At 42.0% G+C, this 20,837-nt stretch carries 15 protein-coding genes and 1 pseudogene; 3 read left to right on the plus strand and 13 right to left on the minus strand.

Features of this window, described 5'->3' with window-relative positions:
• Nucleotides 1-5: 5 nt before the first annotated feature.
• From H6G05_RS10030 to H6G05_RS10045, 4 genes are all read right to left on the minus strand, one after another.
• Nucleotides 6-881: a pentapeptide repeat-containing protein gene (locus H6G05_RS10030; RefSeq protein WP_190578040.1), complete on the minus strand. Its 876-nt coding sequence runs from the start codon at nucleotides 879-881 to the stop codon at nucleotides 6-8.
• 352 nt (nucleotides 882-1,233) lie between these two features.
• Nucleotides 1,234-2,307 (minus strand): glycosyltransferase family protein, encoded by a 1,074-nt coding sequence (locus H6G05_RS10035; RefSeq protein WP_190578041.1) that lies wholly within the window; start codon nucleotides 2,305-2,307, stop codon nucleotides 1,234-1,236.
• A gap of 40 nt (nucleotides 2,308-2,347) precedes the next feature.
• Nucleotides 2,348-3,442 (minus strand): GGDEF domain-containing protein, encoded by a 1,095-nt coding sequence (locus H6G05_RS10040; protein WP_190578042.1) that lies wholly within the window; start codon nucleotides 3,440-3,442, stop codon nucleotides 2,348-2,350.
• Nucleotides 3,443-3,796: 354 nt separating this feature from the next.
• A complete protein-coding gene (locus tag H6G05_RS10045; RefSeq protein WP_190578043.1) occupies nucleotides 3,797-4,864 on the minus strand; it encodes a DMT family transporter in 1,068 nt (355 codons plus the stop codon).
• Between the two features lie 704 nt (nucleotides 4,865-5,568).
• Between H6G05_RS10045 and H6G05_RS10050 the strand changes: the two genes are divergently transcribed.
• Nucleotides 5,569-5,868, plus strand: coding sequence for an HU family DNA-binding protein (locus H6G05_RS10050; RefSeq protein WP_009629166.1), 300 nt, complete (start codon nucleotides 5,569-5,571; stop codon nucleotides 5,866-5,868).
• Between the two features lie 235 nt (nucleotides 5,869-6,103).
• Here H6G05_RS10050 and H6G05_RS10055 read toward each other — a convergent pair whose 3' ends face one another.
• The 9 genes and pseudogenes from H6G05_RS10055 to H6G05_RS25825 all read right to left on the minus strand — a co-directional run.
• Nucleotides 6,104-7,126, minus strand: coding sequence for a glycosyltransferase family 2 protein (locus tag H6G05_RS10055; protein ID WP_190578044.1), 1,023 nt, complete (start codon nucleotides 7,124-7,126; stop codon nucleotides 6,104-6,106).
• A gap of 218 nt (nucleotides 7,127-7,344) precedes the next feature.
• On the minus strand, nucleotides 7,345-8,625 hold the full coding sequence (locus tag H6G05_RS10060) for a lipopolysaccharide biosynthesis protein (RefSeq protein WP_190578045.1): 1,281 nt from the start codon (nucleotides 8,623-8,625) through the stop codon (nucleotides 7,345-7,347).
• Nucleotides 8,613-9,629, minus strand: coding sequence for a glycosyltransferase family 4 protein (locus H6G05_RS10065; RefSeq protein WP_190578046.1), 1,017 nt, complete (start codon nucleotides 9,627-9,629; stop codon nucleotides 8,613-8,615). The genes H6G05_RS10060 and H6G05_RS10065 overlap by 13 nt, the downstream gene beginning before the upstream one ends.
• A 49-nt stretch (nucleotides 9,630-9,678) precedes the next feature.
• Nucleotides 9,679-13,338 carry an NACHT domain-containing protein gene (locus H6G05_RS10070; protein ID WP_190578047.1) on the minus strand — a complete coding sequence of 1,220 codons (3,660 nt, stop codon included), beginning with the start codon at nucleotides 13,336-13,338 and terminating at the stop codon, nucleotides 9,679-9,681.
• 121 nt (nucleotides 13,339-13,459) lie between these two features.
• Entirely contained in the window at nucleotides 13,460-14,809 is a 1,350-nt protein-coding gene (locus H6G05_RS10075; RefSeq protein ID WP_199310431.1) for an O-antigen ligase family protein, read from the minus strand.
• A 5-nt stretch (nucleotides 14,810-14,814) separates the two neighbouring features.
• A complete protein-coding gene (locus H6G05_RS10080; protein ID WP_190578048.1) occupies nucleotides 14,815-16,287 on the minus strand; it encodes a GumC family protein in 1,473 nt (490 codons plus the stop codon).
• On the minus strand, nucleotides 16,284-17,318 hold the full coding sequence (locus H6G05_RS10085) for a polysaccharide biosynthesis/export family protein (RefSeq protein ID WP_190578049.1): 1,035 nt from the start codon (nucleotides 17,316-17,318) through the stop codon (nucleotides 16,284-16,286). Before H6G05_RS10085 ends, H6G05_RS10080 begins: the two co-directional genes overlap by 4 nt.
• Before the next feature lie 76 nt (nucleotides 17,319-17,394).
• A complete protein-coding gene (locus H6G05_RS25990) occupies nucleotides 17,395-18,576 on the minus strand; it encodes a sugar transferase (RefSeq protein ID WP_408962472.1) in 1,182 nt (393 codons plus the stop codon).
• Nucleotides 18,577-18,633: 57 nt separating this feature from the next.
• A pseudogene (locus H6G05_RS25825) lies at nucleotides 18,634-19,548 on the minus strand (glycosyltransferase); the annotation flags it as partial.
• A 697-nt stretch (nucleotides 19,549-20,245) separates the two neighbouring features.
• Here H6G05_RS25825 and H6G05_RS10095 point away from each other — a divergent pair.
• Nucleotides 20,246-20,455, plus strand: coding sequence for a hypothetical protein (locus tag H6G05_RS10095; RefSeq protein ID WP_190578051.1), 210 nt, complete (start codon nucleotides 20,246-20,248; stop codon nucleotides 20,453-20,455).
• Complete coding sequence (locus H6G05_RS10100) at nucleotides 20,445-20,753, plus strand: PIN domain-containing protein (protein ID WP_190578052.1); 309 nt, start codon at nucleotides 20,445-20,447, stop codon at nucleotides 20,751-20,753. Before H6G05_RS10095 ends, H6G05_RS10100 begins: the two co-directional genes overlap by 11 nt.
• Nucleotides 20,754-20,837: the final 84 nt, after the last annotated feature.

Raw genomic sequence — 20,837 nt, forward strand, 5'->3', positions numbered from 1 at the left:
AAATCTTAAGAATGTACAGAACCGTTGGGCATTTTAGCTCCTGTGAAATTGACATTCGTGAGTTTGACCATAAGCTTTTCGCCAAAACCAACTTTTGCGCCGCTTAAATCTGCACCGCGCAAATCTGAGCCGCTTAAATCTGCTCCAATTAAATTAGCACCGCGTAAATCTGCATTTTGTAAATTAGCCTGAAACAGATTGGCTCGAAATAAATTCGCGCCCTGTAGATTTGCACCCTGAAAATTGACTCGGTGCAAGAAAGCATCGCTCAAGTCGGCATTACAGAGATTGGCGTAGCTAAGATTTCGACCTTCAAGATACTTCTCACGAAGATTTGCACCTCTAAGATCGGCTCCAGTTAAATCAGGCTTTTGCGGTTTTGGTGATGCTTGAGTCGATTGTTGCGATTCAGCATAGGACTCGGACTGATAAGTTTTTTGTTTGCTGGGCTGCTGATAGGATTGGGTAGATTGATAGGTTTGATAAGCCTGAGATTGATAGGAAGAATAACGTTCTGAAGATCGGTCTGAAGCTTGTTGTTGCGCTTGAGATGTGCTTTGATGTGCACTTTGGTACTTGCTTTGATATCTGGTTTGATGTTGGTGATATTGCCGCGTTTGGCTAGATGCTTGATAGGAAGTCTTTTGAGAGTATTTAGCTTGTGAGTTGGTGGTTTTCTGCTCAACCGCCTTGCGTAAGCTATCTCTTGCGTGGTTAATCTCTTTCAGTTTTTCTTGGGCTTGTAGTTGTTGTTGGACATTCTCTCTAGGAATGCGATCGGGATGCCATTGCAAAGCCAGCGCTTTGTAAGCTTTATTGACATCTTCTAAAGTCGCATTAGATGTCAAGCCTAGAAGTTTGTAACATTGGTAGATTTCCATATATGTCGATTCCACAGCGACAGAGATTTTTAGAGTTTATGCTCTCAATCGATCCCAAGTGTATCAAAACAAGCAAGTCACAATTTGCTATTTAAATCTAATCCGTTAGAGAGATAGGGTTAAATTAAGCTTTTGAACTTACAGCAAAAGTTAGCAAAACCCAAGAAGCGAGTGGCGGCGCTTCGCGCCGCCACTCATCTTCTGGTTTTATGTTTCAAGCAAAGCAAGTTTTTCTATAGCAATACTAAATCATTAAAGGGAATGCAAATCTTCACAAACAAGAGGCTTACATCCCATTATTTTTCCACAAATCATTCAGGCTTAAAAGGTGTAATTTTTACACCTTTTAAGCCTAATTCAAATAGTCCAAAATTGCTTGATTAATCGTTGCTTCACCATGCATATCTAACTGATCAGCATTAGCTAAGTCTGGAGCTTGAAATTCAATGTTTAGAAATGACCAATCACTTTCATAAAATTCTTGAGGTGCAATAATTAGGTGCTTGGCATAATTTTTCACACCCGCAATAAGGGTTTCCGCTTCTAAAAATCCCTCACGGGTCAGACAAATGACGGGAATGCCCACACGCAAAGCCTCAGCTAATGTGCCATAACCTGGTTTGGTGACGAGCCGATCGCATACCACCATCAGATCTACAGGACGGAGCCGATCGCCATTGGCTTTAGTTAGATTTGGTAAATCTGGAGCATCACGATCAAAGGTGACAAATTGCCAGTCAGGAAAGCTGGCAAGATTTTGATAAGGAATTGATTGCAGGCTTAGCCCCCCAAAAGTGAGTAATGCTGTGGGGCGATCGCTATCTAAATTAAATTTTTTCCGTAAATATTCTGCCGAATGCCTAGGGCTTGCGCCAGTCAGCCCCACATCTTCTATGTTAGAAAAGCAGCCCATCGGTTCGGCAAAGGGTAGGCGAAATAGGCGATCGCAATGGCTATAAGTTTCTGATAAGCGATCGGCAAGTTCAATAAATTTGCCACCCCAATCGCGATATATAAAATCCCAGCCAAAATTTCCTGCCATCCAACAAGGAATTTTTGCCGCTTTGGCAATTTCTGCAACCATCGGTGGAATGTCGCCAAATATCAAATCAACTTGATTTTCTTGTAAAAACTTGACTTCAGCTTCGATTAAATCTGTTTGTTGTTGGTGAATTTGTTGCCATGCATCAAAAGTAGCTTCGCGATCCACTTGCAAGCTATCGATCTGGATTACGCCCACATCAAACACACACGGATGATAAATAAAATCGCCTTCGATATATTCTTCCAATAACCAACGCGGAGCCGTCGTCGCAATAATCAGCTTGATATCAGGCGATCGCTGTTGCAGTTCTGCAAGAACCGCCGCCGTGCGCGTCGCATGACCGAAACCGTGATTGGTAATTGCAATATATAAAGTGGGCATGAGTTTACTAAAGGTTATTTATTATTTTTTGCTGTTCCAATTATTCGTCAACCTCAAAGTGGTTGCGACCAGTTTGTTTGGCTTTATAAAGCGCTGCATCCGCACGTTTAAATAAAGAATCAGTCGTATCGCCAGCTTTTGATGTAGCAATACCAATACTAAACGTCACTTGTCCAACTTGTTCATGGATCAATTCAGAATTTTGCTTATATAAACGCTCAGCTAGATTGCAAGCTGTCCGCAAATCGGTTTTCTGTAAAATTAAGATAAACTCTTCGCCGCCCCACCTTCCTAATAAGTCAGAATCACGAAGATTGTGACGTAAAAAATTGGCGATATTAATCAATACGCGATCGCCAATATCATGTCCATAGGAATCATTGATTTTCTTGAAATGATCAATATCTACAACAAATATAGTTAGAGTTAAATTGTCTATTTTGGCTAAATTTAGAAAGTTATCAAGAGATTGAGCTGCAAACCGTCGATTGCTAATACCTGTCAGATAGTCAGTAGTTGCCGCAATAGTCATATCTGTGGCTTCAGTATTTACTTCAATAATCTGCTCTTTTAGAACCGCAATTCCTAAAACCATTAATATATAAATCGGTTGAGAAAAACATATATTCTTTATAGCTGGATATAAATTGTTTAATACAGAATCAGGGACATATTGTATCATCTCATATAAAATAGTCGAGCATACTAAAGACAAATAAAACAATACTGAAGCGATGATGGCATTACGGGTTTCCAGCATAATAAATGCCGATACATATATCATCGGTAGCCATTGTAAAAATGTACTAACGCTATAAAGATCGATGACAAAAAAAGGCATTCCCAAAATCATTGCTTGGAAATTAGCAAAGCAGTAAATGGCAAAAGTATAGAAGGTAATACTTTCAACATATTTTAAGCTTTTTGGGTATCGGTACAATACGATTGTTCCGATACTAAAAATAGCGATCATCAGTGGATAAGCTATGTTGTCTATGGGATTTACATGGAATTTTGACCCTTCTAGACTCCAAATTGCTATGATCACTAAAACTGCAAAGGTTAAAAACACCTTCATTAAACGTGATTTTAGATCATAAAAAGATTGCAGAGATTTTAAGTTGATTTGATTCATAGAATAATAAAAAATGTCAGTCTTAGTAACTGTTTAAAATTCTCAGATACATCAAAATAGAAGGCTTGAAATTAGTCCTAACAATACTTCTTGTTAAAAACATTTTACTTATGAACTTTTAATAAAAATATGGTAATAGCAAAACACAAAATGGCTATGCCATTTTGTGTTTTTAAAACCCTTACAGGGTTTTGTTTTTAATTCAAAGAAGTGTTACCCCACTTTTGTGAATTGGTATAACTAGTTCAAAAACTAAAAGTTGTAATTTGTAACTTATAGCAATAATAAATGAAGGCGGTGCTTTGCACCGCCTTCATTTATTTAGGCTTTATGACCTAGGTAAAATTTACATTGTTACATTGAGGATTCTTTGCTCGGACTCTTCAATACTGGCAAAGCCGAGCTAACGAGAACTTGATCGGCTTCTGGCAAAATTTTAGTCTCAGAAATTTCTTCAACAGTCTGATTTTCCTCGCTCATGTCTTGTCCAGAGCCACGCATACTGACAAGATAAATGCTGCTCAGAGTCAAAATTACACCAATCCATTGCGCGAAGGTCAGATTTTCACCTAAAAAGAGACTGCTAAACATGAGTGCAAATACTGGCGTTGAGAAGGTCAAAGCGCTCAAAGTAGTCAAACTACCTGAAGAAGCAAAAAAGAAAAATAATCCATAGGCGATCGCACTGCCCATAATCGCCATATAAGCCATGCCGAGCCATCCCCAAGCGCTCAAGTCTTGCCATTGTTGCTGCTCGAACTGATTAGAAATCAGTAATAAAGGCAATCCTCCAATAATCATGTGCCAACCTGTCGCCATCACAGGATCGGCATGACGCACCACAGGACGAATCAAAATCGTACCGATCGCCATGGATAACGATGCGCCGAGCATAAACCATTCACCCAGAGTAAATACTCCCGCTTCTAAAACCGTGGCAAAATCTCCTGAGAGCAAAGCTGTCATCAATTCTGATGGCAACCCAATTAGCCCAATTCCGACGATACCCACAAATAGCCCAAGCGTTGCCCCCAGACCAATTCTTTCTTTATATAAAACCGCAGCCATCACTGCCACTGCGAGAGGCTGAGAATCGATCAGTAAGGAGCCAAGCCCTGCATCAGTCCGCACTAAGCCCTGCGCCAAAAAACCTTGAAACATCGTGCCATCGACTAATGCAAACAAACTAATCCATAGCCAAGCCTGCCAACCCTTAGGCTGCTGTCTCCCAAAATAAGCCGCACCTAAAACCAGTAATATTCCTGCGGGAATCAAGCGCACTGCTGCCATAAACATGGGGCTAGTCTGAGGCAGCAATGCTTTCATCACTACCATCGCTGTACCCCAAAGAAAAAATGGCGCAATTATTAAAGGGGACTGACGGGTTAGCCCAGAGATACTAGCTGGTGTGGATGACTGCATATTTTCGGATTTGAATTAGGAATTGCGAAGTTTGATTTTCAACAGGCTAATAGCTGTGGCAAGTCTTAAGAAGCGTGAGGCGGCGCGAAGCGCCGCCTCACGCTTTTTGGATATTAATTAAGAAGTATTAACAATATTATCTCGATCAAAAACCAGAATTTTGAATCATTGCCAACAAAGCGCATAAGAATCCATCAAAAGGAATGTATAGCTCTTGCTATAAACCCAATAAGCGAGTGGCGGCGCTTTGCGCCGCCACTCGCTTATTGGGTTTGCAAGTAACTAAAGCTATATCTCGCTCTTGACAAAAAAAGATGAAAGCGGCACTTCGCTCTGCCTTCATCTTTTTTTGTCGTACTGGTGGGGCATGTCGCCAAAACTCAGCAATTTATGGAAAAACTTGAACTTTTGTGAAGTGCTTACCCTGTATGCGTTACGCTCCTTTGAGCTAAAAACAAAATCTTGAAACCATTACAGAGAAGGCATTTCAGGAATTAAACCAAGAATTGTGGCAATAAGTATTTAAAAAAAACTGCTCAAATCCCCATAAATTAACCGTTGTGTATATACACAAGTGGCAAGTTGCTATTAGAATGATCAAACAGAAGTCATAGTCAGTGCGGCTTTGGCAAAAAGCGATCGCACAAATATTTCTTTGACATTAAACTCATACTCACAAATCATCTATATATAAGGGGAAACCTATGAACAAAGGTGAACTAGTTGATGCTATTGCTAAAAAAGCTGCCGAAAAGGGCTTATCAGTCAACAAAAAAACTGCTGACGAAGTTCTCTCTGCAACCCTTGAAGTGATCATCGATACTGTAGCTGGCGGAGACAAAGTAACTTTGGTTGGATTTGGCTCCTTTGAAGCTCGCGATCGCAAAGCTCGTGAAGGTCGTAACCCTAAAACTGGCGAAAAGATGGAAATTCCTGCTACGAAGGTTCCTGCCTTCTCTGCTGGTAAGTCCTTCAAAGAACAAGTCAGCCCTCCTTCTGACTAATTCTTTCAAAAAAAGAGGATGCGCTTAGCGCATCCTCTTTTTTTTGACTTGTTAATGTCAATGTTAGGTTTATACCAATTCACGAAAGTGTGGCACCACTTTTGTGAATTATAGCTATAGCCACCTGTATCAGGACAAATCAAAACCCAAATAGTGTGAGGCGGCGCGAAGCGCCGCCTCACACTATTTGGGTTTTATGTCCTAAGCAAAACTTGCTTTGCTATATTACTTAACTTTAGTGATGTTTACTCTTAGCGATCGCCTTGCGTTGACTAGAACCTGTAAGTTTGAGGGCAAAGTTCTCAATGCTGTTATACAAACTGCGCGGTAGTAACCAAATTAAATAGGCTGCGAAAATTGTCAGCAGCGATCGCATTGGTTCATAAATTAAAATCTTCCAATTACATGCCAAGGCGCGATTTATAAGTTGTACGGCTGCCTTACCGTCTTTGTTGCGAATGGCGCGGCGGGCGAGGTAGCGGAATTGGTAGGCGCGGGCGAGGGATTCCCACTTTGCTAATAAATCAGGGGCGTAGGTGCGCGTTTTGGCGATCACTTTTTCCCATGATTCCAATTGTTTATTCATGTTGGCGGACAGACTGCCAGAGTTGACGCGGTAGAGGGTAAGCGGTTCAGGGATACCTTCAATTTGCCAATTGGTTTGAATAGCGATTCTAATCCAGCATTCAATGTCTTCTGACTGACGGAACTGATCATCAAAATAGAAGTCTTCTGTTTCGCCATAGAGATTGTCTTGAAACTTAATGCCTTCAAGGGCTTCACGGCGAATCACAGGGGCGGAACCGTTGCCAATGGGGTTGCGACAGAGTAAATGCGCCGCGTCAATATCTGTCAGTTTTGGCATTTGGTATGTGCCGAGAGAATTGCTGTTTTCGTCAATAAAGGCGGAACGGCTGAAGCTAATGCCAACTTTGGGACGGGTTTCTAAATGTTGAATATGCTTTTCTAGCTTGGTTGGCATCCAGAGATCATCGCTGTCTAATAGGGCAATATATTCGCCTTGAGCATGACGAATTCCTGTGTTTCTTGCTCCTGCTAAACCCCGATTTTTTTGGTGGACAATCCGTATACGTGGATCGTTGAACTGCTGACAGATCTCGATACTGCGATCGGGTGATTGATCGTCAACAATGATTAATTCAAAATCCTGAAATGTTTGGTTTAAGACCGATGTAACTGTTTCTTCGATAAAACGTTCAACATTATAAACTGGGACGATTACTGATACTTTGACCATGATTTATTACCGATAATTACTGACTGACTTTACGTAAAGCCCTCATCCCCCAACCCCTTCTCCCGCAGGAGAAGGGGAGCAAAACCCATATTATTTTTTTGTTCCCCTCTCCTGCGGGAGAGGGGCTAGGGGTGAGGGCTTTACAAACTTTCATGTAACATCACTGAATTAATTTGTGACGTGTGTCGCGCTTTGCGCGACACACGTCACAAATTAAATTAGGTTTGTTCTTGAAGACTTGGCTTGGTGATGTATTTCTTAATCCACATTACAAATATGGGAATTGCCCCCCAATGAATGAGCATCACGGCCGCTGCAACACCTGTAATTTGCCAGATAGTACCTATACAAATAGCGATCGCGAAAATAATTGTAAATAGCACATTCCAAATCAAATCCCAACTTGGTTTGTCCAACGCCCAAAGTGCTTTGGAGGCTGCATTTGCGTAGGGGCGTGGGATTGCCGATAGACAAATGAGAATCAATATGGGAATTGCGGGAATCCATTTCTGTCCAAATACTAAAGGAACATAAATCGGAGCAAGTAATACCTGTGCTAAGACAATGGGAATAATTACTTTGGTGATGGATTGGAAGCTCTGGAGATAACGATCGCGAAATTGAGCAGGGTCGCTTCTGGCTTCGCATAGGTGCGGATAGAGCGCCGCATCAACGGCGGTAATGAAACTAAGACTAATCCCTAATCCAGCATTAAAGGCAAAGTAATATAAGCCAAGGGCTTTAATCCCTAAGAAATGTCCTGCGATTAGATAATCGAGATTATTGCGGAGCGTGGCAAGCATTTGGATACCAAGAATACTACGCCCAAAATGGATAATCTCTTGCCAACGATGGAGCGTAAAGGATTTAGTCGATCGCCAAGGATTATTGGAGCGATGCACGATCACCCAAATCGGCGCAACGATTACTTTCGGCAAGACGATCGCCCACATTCCGAAGCCTTGCCAAGCCAGAATCATCGTCAAAATATTGTCGGTGGAAATCTGGAGCGCGTTGGCTAAAGCCGAGACATGGAGACGGTTTTCACGTTGCGATCGCGCCGCTTGGATTAGTCCCATCGGTAGCATCAGATAGACCAAACCCATCGCGCAGATTGGCAGAATCACTTGGCTATCTTTATAAATCCATGACATCGGCAAAGCAACCAGACATTGAATTAGAAATAAGCCACCACAAATAAACCAATTAATGTAATAGGCAGTTTGGGATAACTCTTCAATGTCTTCTTCTTTGGCTTGGATTAGCTTATCGAAAATGCCATTGCGCGTGAACACATTCACAAATTCATTGGTGGTGAGAACTAGCGCCGCTAAACCATAGTCATATTCCGACAGCCATCGCGCTAAGACCACCGTAGCAGCCAAGCGCGAGAAGCGAATGAGAATTTCTGATAAGCCTAACCAGCCAATATTACGGGCAAAGCGATTCGCTAGTTTTTTCTGAATGAAGCCAATTACTGACTGGATTAGTTTTTGCATAAATCTGATAGCAGTGCCTCCCATGCCGTCATATATTCTTCCCAAGAATTCTGCACATCTATGCGCCCCTGTAAACCCCATGCTTCCAGTTGCGATCGCGGCATCTCACAAACTTGATCGATCGCTGCGGCTAGAGCCTCAGGATTATTAGCAGGAACTAGTACGCCGCAATCATTTACCTGTTCTGTGAGTCCATCTACTTTCGAGACGATTACTGCTTTGGCTGCGGCCTTGGATTCTAAACAGACATTACCCCAAGGTTCCCAGTTAGAAGGAATGATGATCACATCGCACTTCTCTAAAAATGATGGTACATCAGAGATCGAACCCAGAAAATGAATGCGTGGATCATGACCAGCTAAGGATTTCAACAATTCTTCCTGCTCTCCATAGCCGCCAACTAGCAATTGGATTTGAGGATTTTGGACTTTTTGCATTGCTCTCAGTAAGGTGTCAAATCCCTTTTGCTGATTGAATCGACCATAGGCTCCTAATATCAGAGTTGTGTCGATAGATTTAAGAGGCAAGGTCAGAAATTCATCTAAAGTGCGACATTGCTGAATGGTGCTAAGTTTCTTGGGATTTACAAGGTGATGCGCTCGCATCCATTTTCTCTGTCCTTGGGAAATGGCGACAACTTTATGAGCAAGTCCATAGGCAAGTCGCAACATCAAATGAAACCGCCAAGGCGATCGCACTTTCCACTGTTCAAAGCTTTCAGCATAGTGATGCTCATGAATGAGTAATTTGGTCGCGAACCTGAGTTTCAATAATCGCCATAGCGATCGCCAAGAACAAGGATCATGCCAAATCACTACATCAGGTTTAATTGTCGATAGGTTTTTGAGGGCTTCACTTTCGGTGAGAAAGAGAAATTCAAATTTTTCTTTGAGGCGGGAATTAGTCAAGCTGCCACTGGTGCTTTTGATGCCGCCCACATTGCGATCGCTGAGTAGATGCAAGATTTTGGGTTTACGTTCTTGAAAATCTATTGGTAATGTCATGATGTAATCTCTTTATGGATTTTGATGGTCTAAAGCTGTAAAAAAATCTCTATTCATAAAGCAATTTCTTTTTGCTTTTCTTGAGGGAAATACCTTGAGATTCTTTAGGATTTGGAATTAAATCCTGTAATGGATTGCGAGATTGGTAGTCGAGGTACTGTCCGCGAAACCATAGGGCGGTACAAGTAGCGATGACGACGAACCATGTGAGTGCTACATTCTGCCAAGGGAGAAAACGGAGTAAGGCTGTTGTCGAGGAGTAAGCTACTAGAGGGAACCAGCAGAATAATGGGAAAGATAGAAAAGCGAATAACTTGATGATTCTATTGTCAACCTTTTTAGAATGCCAAATTCCTAATCCTATTCCAGTACAAACCAATACTATATTACCAGTCCCAGCCCCAGCCCCAGCCCCAGCGAAAGCGAAAGCTAAAGCACCACCCAAAGCTCCAGCAAAAGCCAAAGACAAAGTCCCAGTTCCAGCCAAAGCCCCAGCAAAAGCCAAAGCCAAAGCCCCAGCCCCACCCAAAGCTAAATCTAAATCCAAAGCCAAAGCCAAAGCCCCAGTTCCAGCTAAAGCCAAAGCTAAAGCTCGAATAGAAGAAATAGAATTAAATAAAATCTCAATACCAGACCAAACTATACGATCACGAAATAATCGAGATAACTCCGTACCAAACGTAATCGATCCAAATAATCCTAAATTTACAAATAGACTTGGTTCCCAAGGTTCATTAATTCCCTTTCTTAAAGAAATCCAGAAATAAATTATTAGAGGATACATCATAGCCATAAGCCAATCTATCCCTTTCTTAGATCCGAGAATAATAGGATGAAATATTTGCCCTAAAGCAATTAGAGAACCAATGCCAGCGACAAGCAAAATAACTCGATAGTGCCAACTTTGACTAAAGCTATACTTCAATGGTTTAAAAATTCTCTGCCAGTCACTTCTTTGAGGGCGACGATTGTTAATCAAGCTATGTAGAATCTTTAATTGCAATTGAGGTGGAAGTCCAGACAATAAAAATCGCCAGTAAGAACGAGATCCTTCAGCACCAAGTGTATCTTCTATTAATTTGAAGATTTTACGATTTAATTCATCATCTATATTTGTTTGTTCCAGAAGAACATCTGCATCATCACTCAAGTTTTTGGGTAGTTTGATTTTGTCAATCATCTGGATCGACAGAAGAGGTATAGCTATTCTGGGATCAATCTTTGCGATAAACTGAGGCGAATTTGCCCTTGATGAATTTTCTAAGAGATAAACAATACGACCTACAACCAATGGTAATTTTGAGCTTTCTACCTCGTCAAATGGTTGCCATATCCAACTTGCATGGTTAGGTATGGCTAATGGATCTGAATTTTCAGATATATAATTAATTTCATGCAAGCCCTCCTCAATTACTGAAATACTAAGCAACGAAGCTAAATACCACGCCGCACGATTTGCAATATCTTTCTCCTCATGCCATAAATAACGTGCTAAATATTTTGCTGCTTTCGGAGTCCCTATCTGATTCAAGTCATCAAGCACATGATTCAAGTGATCAATCGTATTCACAAGACCGAAATGAGCGATACTCCACAGCCAATCAATTGCCAAATCTCCCATCCTTACAAGTGGCTGACCTGCTTCGGGATGAGCAATATATTGCTCGGCAAGTACCTTTGCTGCTTCTGGCAAATTGGTCATCGACAGAGCATTTGCCGCAACTACACGACGAGACTTTTCTGGATCTGTCGCCAGAGTTTCTGCCAAGAAGTTAAATACAGCTTTACCCCTAGGTCGAATATCAGCTGCCACCGAGCCAAAAGCTTTAGCAATTACATCTTCTCGCCCAACTGCTGCGAAATTAACTTTAAAGTCATCAATAATTCGATCTGCTAGTACCTCATCTATCCTTTGAGCATCAGCAAGACATTCAAAAGCAGTGTTTTTATCAATATCAAAAATTCGCTCAATTATGTTAGTACTTTCCTCGGATAAGCCACACCAGAGCTTAACCACCTCACGCCACGCATCAGGATCTTTCTCAAAGCGCGTTATTAAACCCTGTTCTTCTTCAATCAGTTTTGCCGCCGCAAAATATTCCTGCAAGGTCAAATGAGCAAACTGATAGCGTTCTCCCCCATCAATCTCTAGGAGCAATCCACTCCGCTCGACAATTTCCTTTAAAAAAGCCTCCGCTTTGTCTATATCAATATTGAGACTAGGAAGTACCCGCTTCACTTCAGCAATAACCGTTAAATAATCAATACTCCGTCGATCTGTTTGCTGGTGATTGCTACTATCTTGGTTATACAGCGCAAGATGTCTTAGTACCGACTTCTTATCTCTAGCTGGGAATTGATTATGTTCTTGATGCCACTGATCCAATAAAAGATCCGTAGATTTTTGATAAAACTCTGATCTGGAATGGGGTAGAACAAAAGGCGTATCGGTATAGAGATAAGCAATAATCGTCAGCATGAGTGGATTACGTGCCAATGCCATAATTCGAGGGCGATCATGCAAATTTCTGAGTAACTGCTCAACCGACTTATCAGCAGTCATACTTGACTGCCAAGGATGCAAAAAGTTTTGAATTTGTTGATCCGTAAATTCCTCAACCTCCAAAGTCTGATTAACAACTTCGCTAAATTCACCATTATAAACTTGAGTACGACATGTAATTAAAACACGACACTTTGAGTATCGATAGATCAAGTCTCTAATTCTTTGTACAACTTCTTGCCGTTCAGCGCTATTAACTTCATCCAGCCCATCAAAAAGCAATAACAATGTTCCATTTTTCAACCCCTGCGCCACAAATCGATCAGCCTTTGGGAAATCATTCCTTTCTAATGCTTCAACTAAACACTGGTTAATAGATTTAGTGTGATCGCTCAAACGATGCAACTCCAACAAAATCGGCACATATTGCCCAGAAGTGGCAAAACCACTTTCGGCATAATTTAAAGCAATATGCTTTAGCAGCATTGACTTCCCTGCCCCTGGCGCACCTTTGATCATTAACCGTCGTGACTCAGCGATCGCTCGATAAGCATCCACTCCTTCTTTTTTATCAGTCTCCTTTCTTTTATCATGACCATCAACCACTTTAAGCGGCACATAAACTTCCTGCATTTGCAGGGGTTTACTCCTAAAAGGAATCTTCAGCTCTTTATGCTTCTCAATTAACGCTTTCTGATAACGGCGCAAGGCAATACCCTGAAAAAACTTACTCCCCGCAAACCGATTGTAAACAGCAGATCCTACCCACTCAACGATCTGCTCAAACCATTTTTTCAAAGCTTCCTTAAAAACAAAAAACACCCCAATAATCGCCGCCGCAATCCAACCAACTTTCGGACTTATTTGCTCCCAAGGATTTGCTTCTCTATCTTCTTTTAACCGAGAATATTCCTCTTCATAAATTTTGGCAATTTCAGGAGCTTTTAAACCAACAGGATTGGATTCAAACAACTTCAGCACAGTCGATGTCTGCATCGAACTATCAGTTTTTATATGACGCTCAGCATAACCTTTGATTTCTGCAATTAATTCTTCTCGCGCCGAAAGTACAGGCGTTGGCGAAGATGTTTGTTGAGCAGGTGCAGACCAAACAAATACGGTCAGACTAAATGCCAATAAACTTGAAAACAAATATTTTTGCTTTACGCGAAGCCCTTGCCAAAACTGCTTTTGTTGTTTTCCCACTTTGTTTTAAATCTCAAAACTAGTTCAGTAAAATTAGATCAAGTTATATCAATCGTATAACTAAAAAAGAGAATAAGTATACTCAATCCAATACAATTTTCTTTCTGGATTTAGTCTCATCTTAGATGCCTATATCCTCCTGCGTCAGTACTTCTTCAGCTTGACTAGGTTCTATAGCATTGTCATTAGGACGTTCGAGAAATCCCATGCCGATCGCGATTAGTCCAGGCCAGAATAGATAGGCTAAAATTTCTAGATTTTCGCCAAAGGTATAGAGAAAGATCACCAACAACATGGTTAAGCCAAGTTTGGCGGTATCATTGCGTTGTGACTTAATCAGCAAATCCCCCAAGCTATAGATCATCGGCACTGCCAGAGCCGCGAAGCCCACGATTCCTTTGACAAATAGCAGCCCATACCAAGTGTGATGGGAACCGATGGGCATATATTCCACCATGTGCGGACCATTTTCGACAATACCATGACCCCAGATCGGCGCTTCCGTTTGCCAACGATAGACCGCAATTCTGCCAAGGGCGGCGCGTACTCGCGAGGAGTCTTTACGGGCGGCGGCAAATTGTTCGGAAAAGCTTTCTAAACCTTCCATTAATATTGGTAAAGTCACTCCCCCCGTACTAGCGATCGCCCCCGCAATCATCAAGGCGATCGGTCTTGAAATCCTCGATAATACCTCTACCAAAATCCATACTACTGGCAAACAGAGCAGAGCTAATCGGGATTTGGAAATTTGACACATCATGATGCAACCCGCAATTCCCAAGTATTTCCATTTTTTGCAAGGTTCGCGCAAAATCATAAAGAAGTAAATATTTGCCACAAATCCCAAGGCAGGAGCCCAAGGCGTAAATAATCGCCAACGCGGTGTATTGTCCCCAGGGTCGATTTCATAGAGACGGAACTCAAAGAATTCGGGACCAGGACCACCGATCGCCCGTAATGGAGAGACAAATAATTGTGCGGGTAACTTGGCATAGTAAGCCGCAATAAAGATGGGAGAGAACAAAAGCACCATCGTACAAACCAGCGCCGCCGCTCGATATATCAGTTTTGGGCGAATTGGTAAACATCCCGCCATCGGAAATAGCGCTAAGATCGCCCATCCCTTCGCCCAACCAATGGATGATTTAATAATCTGTCCCATCTCTAGGTAATAGTCCAGATGCCCCATGATCAGCGACACCTGCATCAATATCATCCCGCCAACCCAAATCCATATTCCCATGGGAATGCGAATGCGCTCTCTTAAGGGAGTATCGGGATTTTGCTGCCACCACCGCCAACAGAGTACGCCAAATAAAATCCAAGGCAAAATTGCGCCTAATACATATAAACCACCAATGAAATAAATGGCAAAAGTCCAAACGATCGAGTACCACACCAACTTCTCTTCGAGGTTTTCGGGTGTGATTTTGTAATGGTCAGGGGTTTGCAAAAATTTGAATATACTCATTGTGATTACCCCGTTTTGCTGCGATCGCTGTTGGGAATAGCCCGTAAAGTCGGTAACTCCGCCACCTCAGAAAGCTCCACTTCCTGTTTTGACTTTTGCTCCATCGCCTTACGCTTCCACAATAAAAATACGCCTGTGGAGACAAAAAGCGAGCCGATAAAAGCTCCCGCCAATACTAACTTGGGCTGTGGCGATGCGGGTTCATCTGGCAGACTCGGTGGCGAGACTAATTGGGCTAAGGGATAGGCGGTAAAAATATCCGACTTGCTCAGGTCAATTTTGGCGAGGGAAGAAGCGAAGACCGCTTCAGCGACCTGAGCATCCCGTTGCAGACGATCTAGTTCCAATTGCTTTTGGGTCAAATCCCGCAAGCGATTGTCAAAGTTTTCAATTTGGCGACCCAATTCCTCGGCTTGCCCAGCGATGCCACTCTGTTCTGCTTGGACAGCTACTAAATCCCGATATAGACTTTCTTTCCCTGCACTACCCGTCACGTTTAGATTGATCCTTGCCAACTCTTGCAAATCAACTGGACGCTTTAATAAGAATTTGGCGCGATCGCTAATCGCATTACCCGCATTCTTCTGTCTCGCCGCTTCTCTGACCACATTGGGATGATTTTCGCCCCATTTAGAACTTAAAGTTGTTAAAGTCGCCGAGGACTCACTGAAATCTCTAAGGTTTTGTTGATAAATTGGATCGGACTGCAAAGTAAAGGCAGCACTGGCTTCATCGACACTTAAACCAAGGCTATTGGATAATTGCTCAAGGCGATCGCTAATTAAGATATCCTGCGCTAACATTTCCGCCCTCTGTTTTCGCAACTGCTCTAAACTCACCGCCACTTCTTTCACTTGATCACTGGTACTCAGCCCTGATCGACTTTTATAAGCAGCCAATTTCTTTTGGGATTCCGCTAATTTAATCTTTGCCATGTCCAGAGTTGCCTGTGTACCATCGTCCCGCCGCGCAATCTCATCTTTACGCAGCTTACTCACCTTTGCCATCAGAGTATTGTAAAGAGCAAAGCCCCGCTCCTGAGCTTCTTTTGCACTTGGCCCCTCAATTTCTACCTGCAAAATGGAAGTATTATCGATTAACTTACTTTTAGGCTTGCCTAATTCGGAAGTCTTGATATTTAAAGATTCAGCCGCTTCTTCTAAGACAGGCTCATCATTGAGAATATATTGATAATTTGCCCGAGGATCAAGAGACGATCCACCCGAAGCAGCAGTACTCGAAGAGGAAGCTTGACCAATACTCGGCAAGTTCACATTTGCTCCCACATTGCCCCCAGGCAGAATGATTGCCATTTTGCTAACAAATTTGGGCTTTGTCCTTTTGAGATAAGTTAAGGCTCCTCCCCAGATCACCGCATTTAGGGCTAAACCCAAAAACACATAGAACCACCACCCAAAACGAGGCGATCGCTTAGGCTCGGACAAATCAATAGTTTCAGGAGAAGCTTCCTTACTCATTGACTGCTCCCACCGAAAATATCACGAATCAATTTAATCGGATTGAGAATATCCCCCACAAACTCTAAAACACCTCTAACTTCAGTCACAGTTGAGTCATAACAGGCGATGCTATCCTGAGGCATTAAAAATGGATTAGCAATTTGATCCTTGGAATTGCGGATTAAATCTTCAACGGAGCGATCAATCGCGACGGTTTCCCCTGAGGGGCGATCGGTTCGCACCAGCACCGCACGGCGTGGAGCGTTGGTGGGCGTATTGCCACCGACACAGTTGGCGGCAAATACCGCTTGTGAAAATCGGGAACCATAGGGGAAGCTAGAAGCATCTTTTCCGATCGCGGAAGAAGAGTTACTACTTGCAGGCACGGTTAAATTTGACAGAAAAACCGTAATTCCGGGGGGCGTGATTTGCGAAGGACGGACAATTCGCGGATCGATGGTATCTCTTTTAGGAACGATGATCGTATCGCCCGCGATCAGGGGAATATCTTCCACTGGCTCCCCATTAAAGATGCCTGACAAATCAACGGTCAGCTGCTTGTTTTGGCGAATTATGCTGATTTTGGTAATATCGGCGGTGGGCGTTACTCCTCCTGCTCCCCGTAGAGCCGAGGTTAAAAACCTGTCAGGAGCATAGTCACCCGAGGTCTGTGTAAGTTGCTGGGCGCGAACCTCTGCACTGCGATTATTGATCAAGACTCGCCCCGTTTGAAAAGTTTCCCCTGAAACATTCACAGCAATCGGTGCAAGCGCTAGAGGCGTAACTGAAATTTGCAGAAATTCTGGTTGAAAATATTTTTTGGAAATCAACTGAGTTTTGATTAACTCTTGAATATTAGTAAGCTCTAAACCAACTACAGGCACAGGTGCTAGATAGGGAATAGAGATAGTTCCATCAGTATTAACTTCATATACGCCGTTAAATAATTCGCCTTCGGGAATTAATAACCGAATCCGATCGCCTGGGGATAGGGGTATTGCTTCTAGAGGTTGGGCATTGGTAAAGGCGATCGCGATCGTTGCTAACATAAAACAAGCAAAATTAAGTGGCAAGTCTAAGCTTAGCCACCTAGTTTTGCCTGTTTTACAGCATCTATGCCATCTTCTAGACTGCGCCATTGTTCCGTTCAAATAAGACTGCAATAGTTCTCCAGATTAGCCACAGATCATATTTTAGGCTCCAATTGCGCTTATAGGTGAGATCAAAGCCCATTACTTCTTCAAAACTCCTCACCGTTGAGCGTCCACTTACTTGCCAGACTCCACTGAGTCCGGGTTTAACATCGAGCCGATTCCATTCGGTCATTTTTTCGTCAGTATATTCATTTTCTAATTCGTATAGCCCGACTTCACCAAAAGTAGGTGGTCTTGTCCCAATTAGACTCATATCACCCTTCAGAATATTCCAGAATTGTGGAAATTCATCAATGCTAGTTTTACGCAGAAATTTACCGACCTTGGTAATACGTGGATCGTTACTATTTTTAAAGAATTTACCACTATCACCACTTTTAGACGTTCCATCGCTGGAGTTGGCAATCTCATTGGTGACTTTTTGCTTCAGCATTTCCGCATTTTTGACCATAGAGCGAAATTTCCAAATCCCAAAGGGCTTGCTCATCAGTCCTGCACGTTTTTGTTTAAAGAGAATGGAACCATGACTCTCAAGTTTGATGGCGATCGCAATTGGGATAAACAAAATTGCTGTAAAGCTCAAACCCACCAAAGCCCCTAAAATATCGATAATCCGTTTAGGAAAGCTGCGAACCGATGGATGCACGTTTATAGAAGGATCTAGCTCGATCGCAGGGTAGAAAAAGTACATCACATAGGCAATCACACAGAAGATGGGAATACCAACAAAAAATTCATAGATTCGATGTAAGATTCTCGACAGAGGATTTGTTTTCCTATGCGATCGCTCATTTTTTTGCCTTGGTAAACGATTGGTGCGAGTGGATGGTTCAATGTAAAAAACGCGGTCAAGCTTTGTCATCTTTAAAATTGATAACACTTGAGGATTGACACTCCAAAGTACGAGTTCTGTGGGTTCTGTCTTACCTGATTGAATATCTGTTTGCCGTAAAACTTTTAAACAAGATACTAATGCACCTACACCTGAGCTATCTATAAACTCGGTATTCGACATATCGATGATGATCTTGCGGAAGCTTTCTTCCTCTTGGCACAACTCTCGAAAGTCCTCCTTTAATTTGCGGGCTTCAGGATTAAATATATTTTTAGATGTGCTGATCAAAACAGTGTCATTAAAATTGGTGATCTGCACATCATTTAGACCAAACCTTAAGGATTGCTGCTCACTATTGGTTGGGATATAGACTGCTTCAGGATAGAGACGTACAATGTCTTCAGACCGAACAACCAACAAGTCCAAAGCTTTACACGATCGCAATAATTTTGCCGATAAGCTCAAATCACGGATGCGTGTTTTTGACTCAATGAAAATCACTTTACTTTTGAACAAATACTTAGCAACTAACAAAAATGGTGCAGCGACACCAGCTCCAGTAGACATCACAAGTTGAGGTCGTGCTTTCCTCAATACATCTATTGCTAAATACAAATTGCGGATAAAGTTAGGAATATTGCGATTAGTAGGACTGTAAGCCCAGAAAGTCTTTTCATCGCTCAACTCGGCCTGCGTTGTTCCTGTTTTGAAGGTAATCCAAGCTCTTTGGGGAATGGTTTGCCAATATTCGCTTAAGCCTTGCATTCCTTTAAAATGCCCCCCTGATGAGCAAACCAAGAGGATTTTCTGATAGTCTTGACTGGAATAGCGATCGCTTAAATATTCACATAGTGCTTTGTCTTCACTAAAGCTAAGAGGACTTCGAGGAATAGTCACTAACTTTAAGAACTTCACTAGATCGGCGGGCGATCGGGCAATGAGTACACCTTGATTTTCTAGATCCTCAGCCATTTCTAGCTGATGATCGTCCACATGCTCATGAAATTTAACAGTGCGTGGCACTAAAATATAGGGCTTATCAAATTCTTCAAGCAACAGGGTACTACCCTCACCACAGTGGGCAATTACTGCGCTTGCTTGCTCAACCAGTTGCTTAAATTGTGCTTCTGGAATTATTTTACTAACTTTTACATTGTCAGGTAAGCGCGTTGAAGCCCCATACTGAATGACTACTTCTTCATTAACAATCCCCTCCCTTATCAACAAACTAATCCAATCCATTAATGAATTGAATGGATACTGCTCAGTGCCAACTGTAACAAGTATCATAAATTAATGCTCCCCATTTGTTTAGCTATGTATTTGCTTGGATGAGACTTGGTAGATATTCAGTCTCGTACTTTTTCTAAGTCCTATCTCTCGATCGTAAAATTCTTGAATTTCTAAATTTGATTGGATCAGAAATAGATTTGCATTTCTTTGAATGAGTGTAGCAGATTGTACCAATTATTCACTCAGCATAAAATATGACAATTACGCTTAGCAATCAAAATTTAGATTGGGAGATAAAACCCAAACAAATGAAGGCGGAGCTTTGTGCCGCCTTCATTTGTTTGGGTTTTGATTTGTCCTAGCTATTTCTTGCATTGTCATAACATAAATTATCGGAAGCAATTTACGATCAAACCCACATTCTGCTCGTAATGGTAGGGTAAAATAATAAACGAAAGGCAAGGAATAAGCCAAAAATGAGGAAAGAATTATAAATCCAGAGATGAGATTGGCGAACCTAGATCACCCTTAATACACAATCGCCTATTCCCTCAAATCAACCAGCGATCGCCCATCATCATCCACAAAATCCGATCGCCTATTTCCCAAATCAAAAGCGATCGCTCTCTCACCACCCACAAAACCCGATCGCCTATTTCCACATCAAACAGCGATCGCCTAAATTATGGATATTTCATTTTGATGCTGATTCGTTATAATATTAGCGATAAATTTGCTAAAGAGGGTCAAATATATGACTAGTCGTGAGCAGCTTATCCAAGAACTTACAGAGGTTCCAGATGAGTTAGTAAAAGTAGTTTTAGATTTTTTACATCGGGTTAAGACGACACGTATTCATCATCCTTTAGCCAAATTTGCAGGTATTTTGAGTGATGCTGAAGCTGCTGATTTGCAGAACGTAATTAGATCGGATTGCCGTCAGGTGGATATAAATGAGTGGTGAAATTGCGCTAGATACTTCCGTTGCAGTTCGTTTTTTGAATGGTGATCCTGAAGTTGTTTCAAGGGTTTTGGCGTTGCCAGAAATATTTTTGTCGGCGATTGTGGCGGGAGAGTTATTGTTTGGTGCTGAGAACTCCACTCGCGCATTAAAAAATTTACCTCGCTATTTGGAGTTTATTGAGGCTTGTGTGGTTGTTCCGATTGAGAGAAAAACGGCGGTTGTTTATGCTCAAACTCGTTTGGCTTTGAAGCGAAAGGGGCGACCAATACCAATGAATGATGGTAATTGCTCAACGTAGGAAAATTGACAAAAAGGCAAAAGCTGATAAATTAAAGAAATGAAGGAACTACCCAACCTAAAAGACCTAACAGACGAGGCAAAA

Origin of the sequence: Phormidium tenue FACHB-1050 (assembly GCF_014696925.1) — a bacterium.
Classification (GTDB): domain Bacteria; phylum Cyanobacteriota; class Cyanobacteriia; order Pseudanabaenales; family Pseudanabaenaceae; genus Pseudanabaena.

Excerpts from the sequence above, each read along its gene's own strand:
- H6G05_RS10035 (WP_190578041.1), bottom strand. The coding sequence starts at position 2,307 with ATGCCCACTTTATATATTGCAATTACCAATCACGGTTTCGGTCATGCG.
- H6G05_RS10085 (WP_190578049.1), bottom strand. The coding sequence starts at position 17,318 with ATGTTAGCAACGATCGCGATCGCCTTTACCAATGCCCAACCTCTAGAA.
- H6G05_RS10100 (WP_190578052.1), top strand. The coding sequence starts at position 20,445 with ATGAGTGGTGAAATTGCGCTAGATACTTCCGTTGCAGTTCGTTTTTTG.
- H6G05_RS10080 (WP_190578048.1), bottom strand. The coding sequence starts at position 16,287 with ATGAGTAAGGAAGCTTCTCCTGAAACTATTGATTTGTCCGAGCCTAAG.
- H6G05_RS10065 (WP_190578046.1), bottom strand. The coding sequence starts at position 9,629 with ATGACATTACCAATAGATTTTCAAGAACGTAAACCCAAAATCTTGCAT.
- H6G05_RS10040 (WP_190578042.1), bottom strand. The coding sequence starts at position 3,442 with ATGAATCAAATCAACTTAAAATCTCTGCAATCTTTTTATGATCTAAAA.
- H6G05_RS10075 (WP_199310431.1), bottom strand. The coding sequence starts at position 14,809 with ATGAGTATATTCAAATTTTTGCAAACCCCTGACCATTACAAAATCACA.
- H6G05_RS10030 (WP_190578040.1), bottom strand. The coding sequence starts at position 881 with ATGGAAATCTACCAATGTTACAAACTTCTAGGCTTGACATCTAATGCG.
- H6G05_RS10095 (WP_190578051.1), top strand. The coding sequence starts at position 20,246 with ATGACTAGTCGTGAGCAGCTTATCCAAGAACTTACAGAGGTTCCAGAT.
- H6G05_RS10055 (WP_190578044.1), bottom strand. The coding sequence starts at position 7,126 with ATGGTCAAAGTATCAGTAATCGTCCCAGTTTATAATGTTGAACGTTTT.
- H6G05_RS10050 (WP_009629166.1), top strand. The coding sequence starts at position 5,569 with ATGAACAAAGGTGAACTAGTTGATGCTATTGCTAAAAAAGCTGCCGAA.
- H6G05_RS10045 (WP_190578043.1), bottom strand. The coding sequence starts at position 4,864 with ATGCAGTCATCCACACCAGCTAGTATCTCTGGGCTAACCCGTCAGTCC.
- H6G05_RS10060 (WP_190578045.1), bottom strand. The coding sequence starts at position 8,625 with ATGCAAAAACTAATCCAGTCAGTAATTGGCTTCATTCAGAAAAAACTA.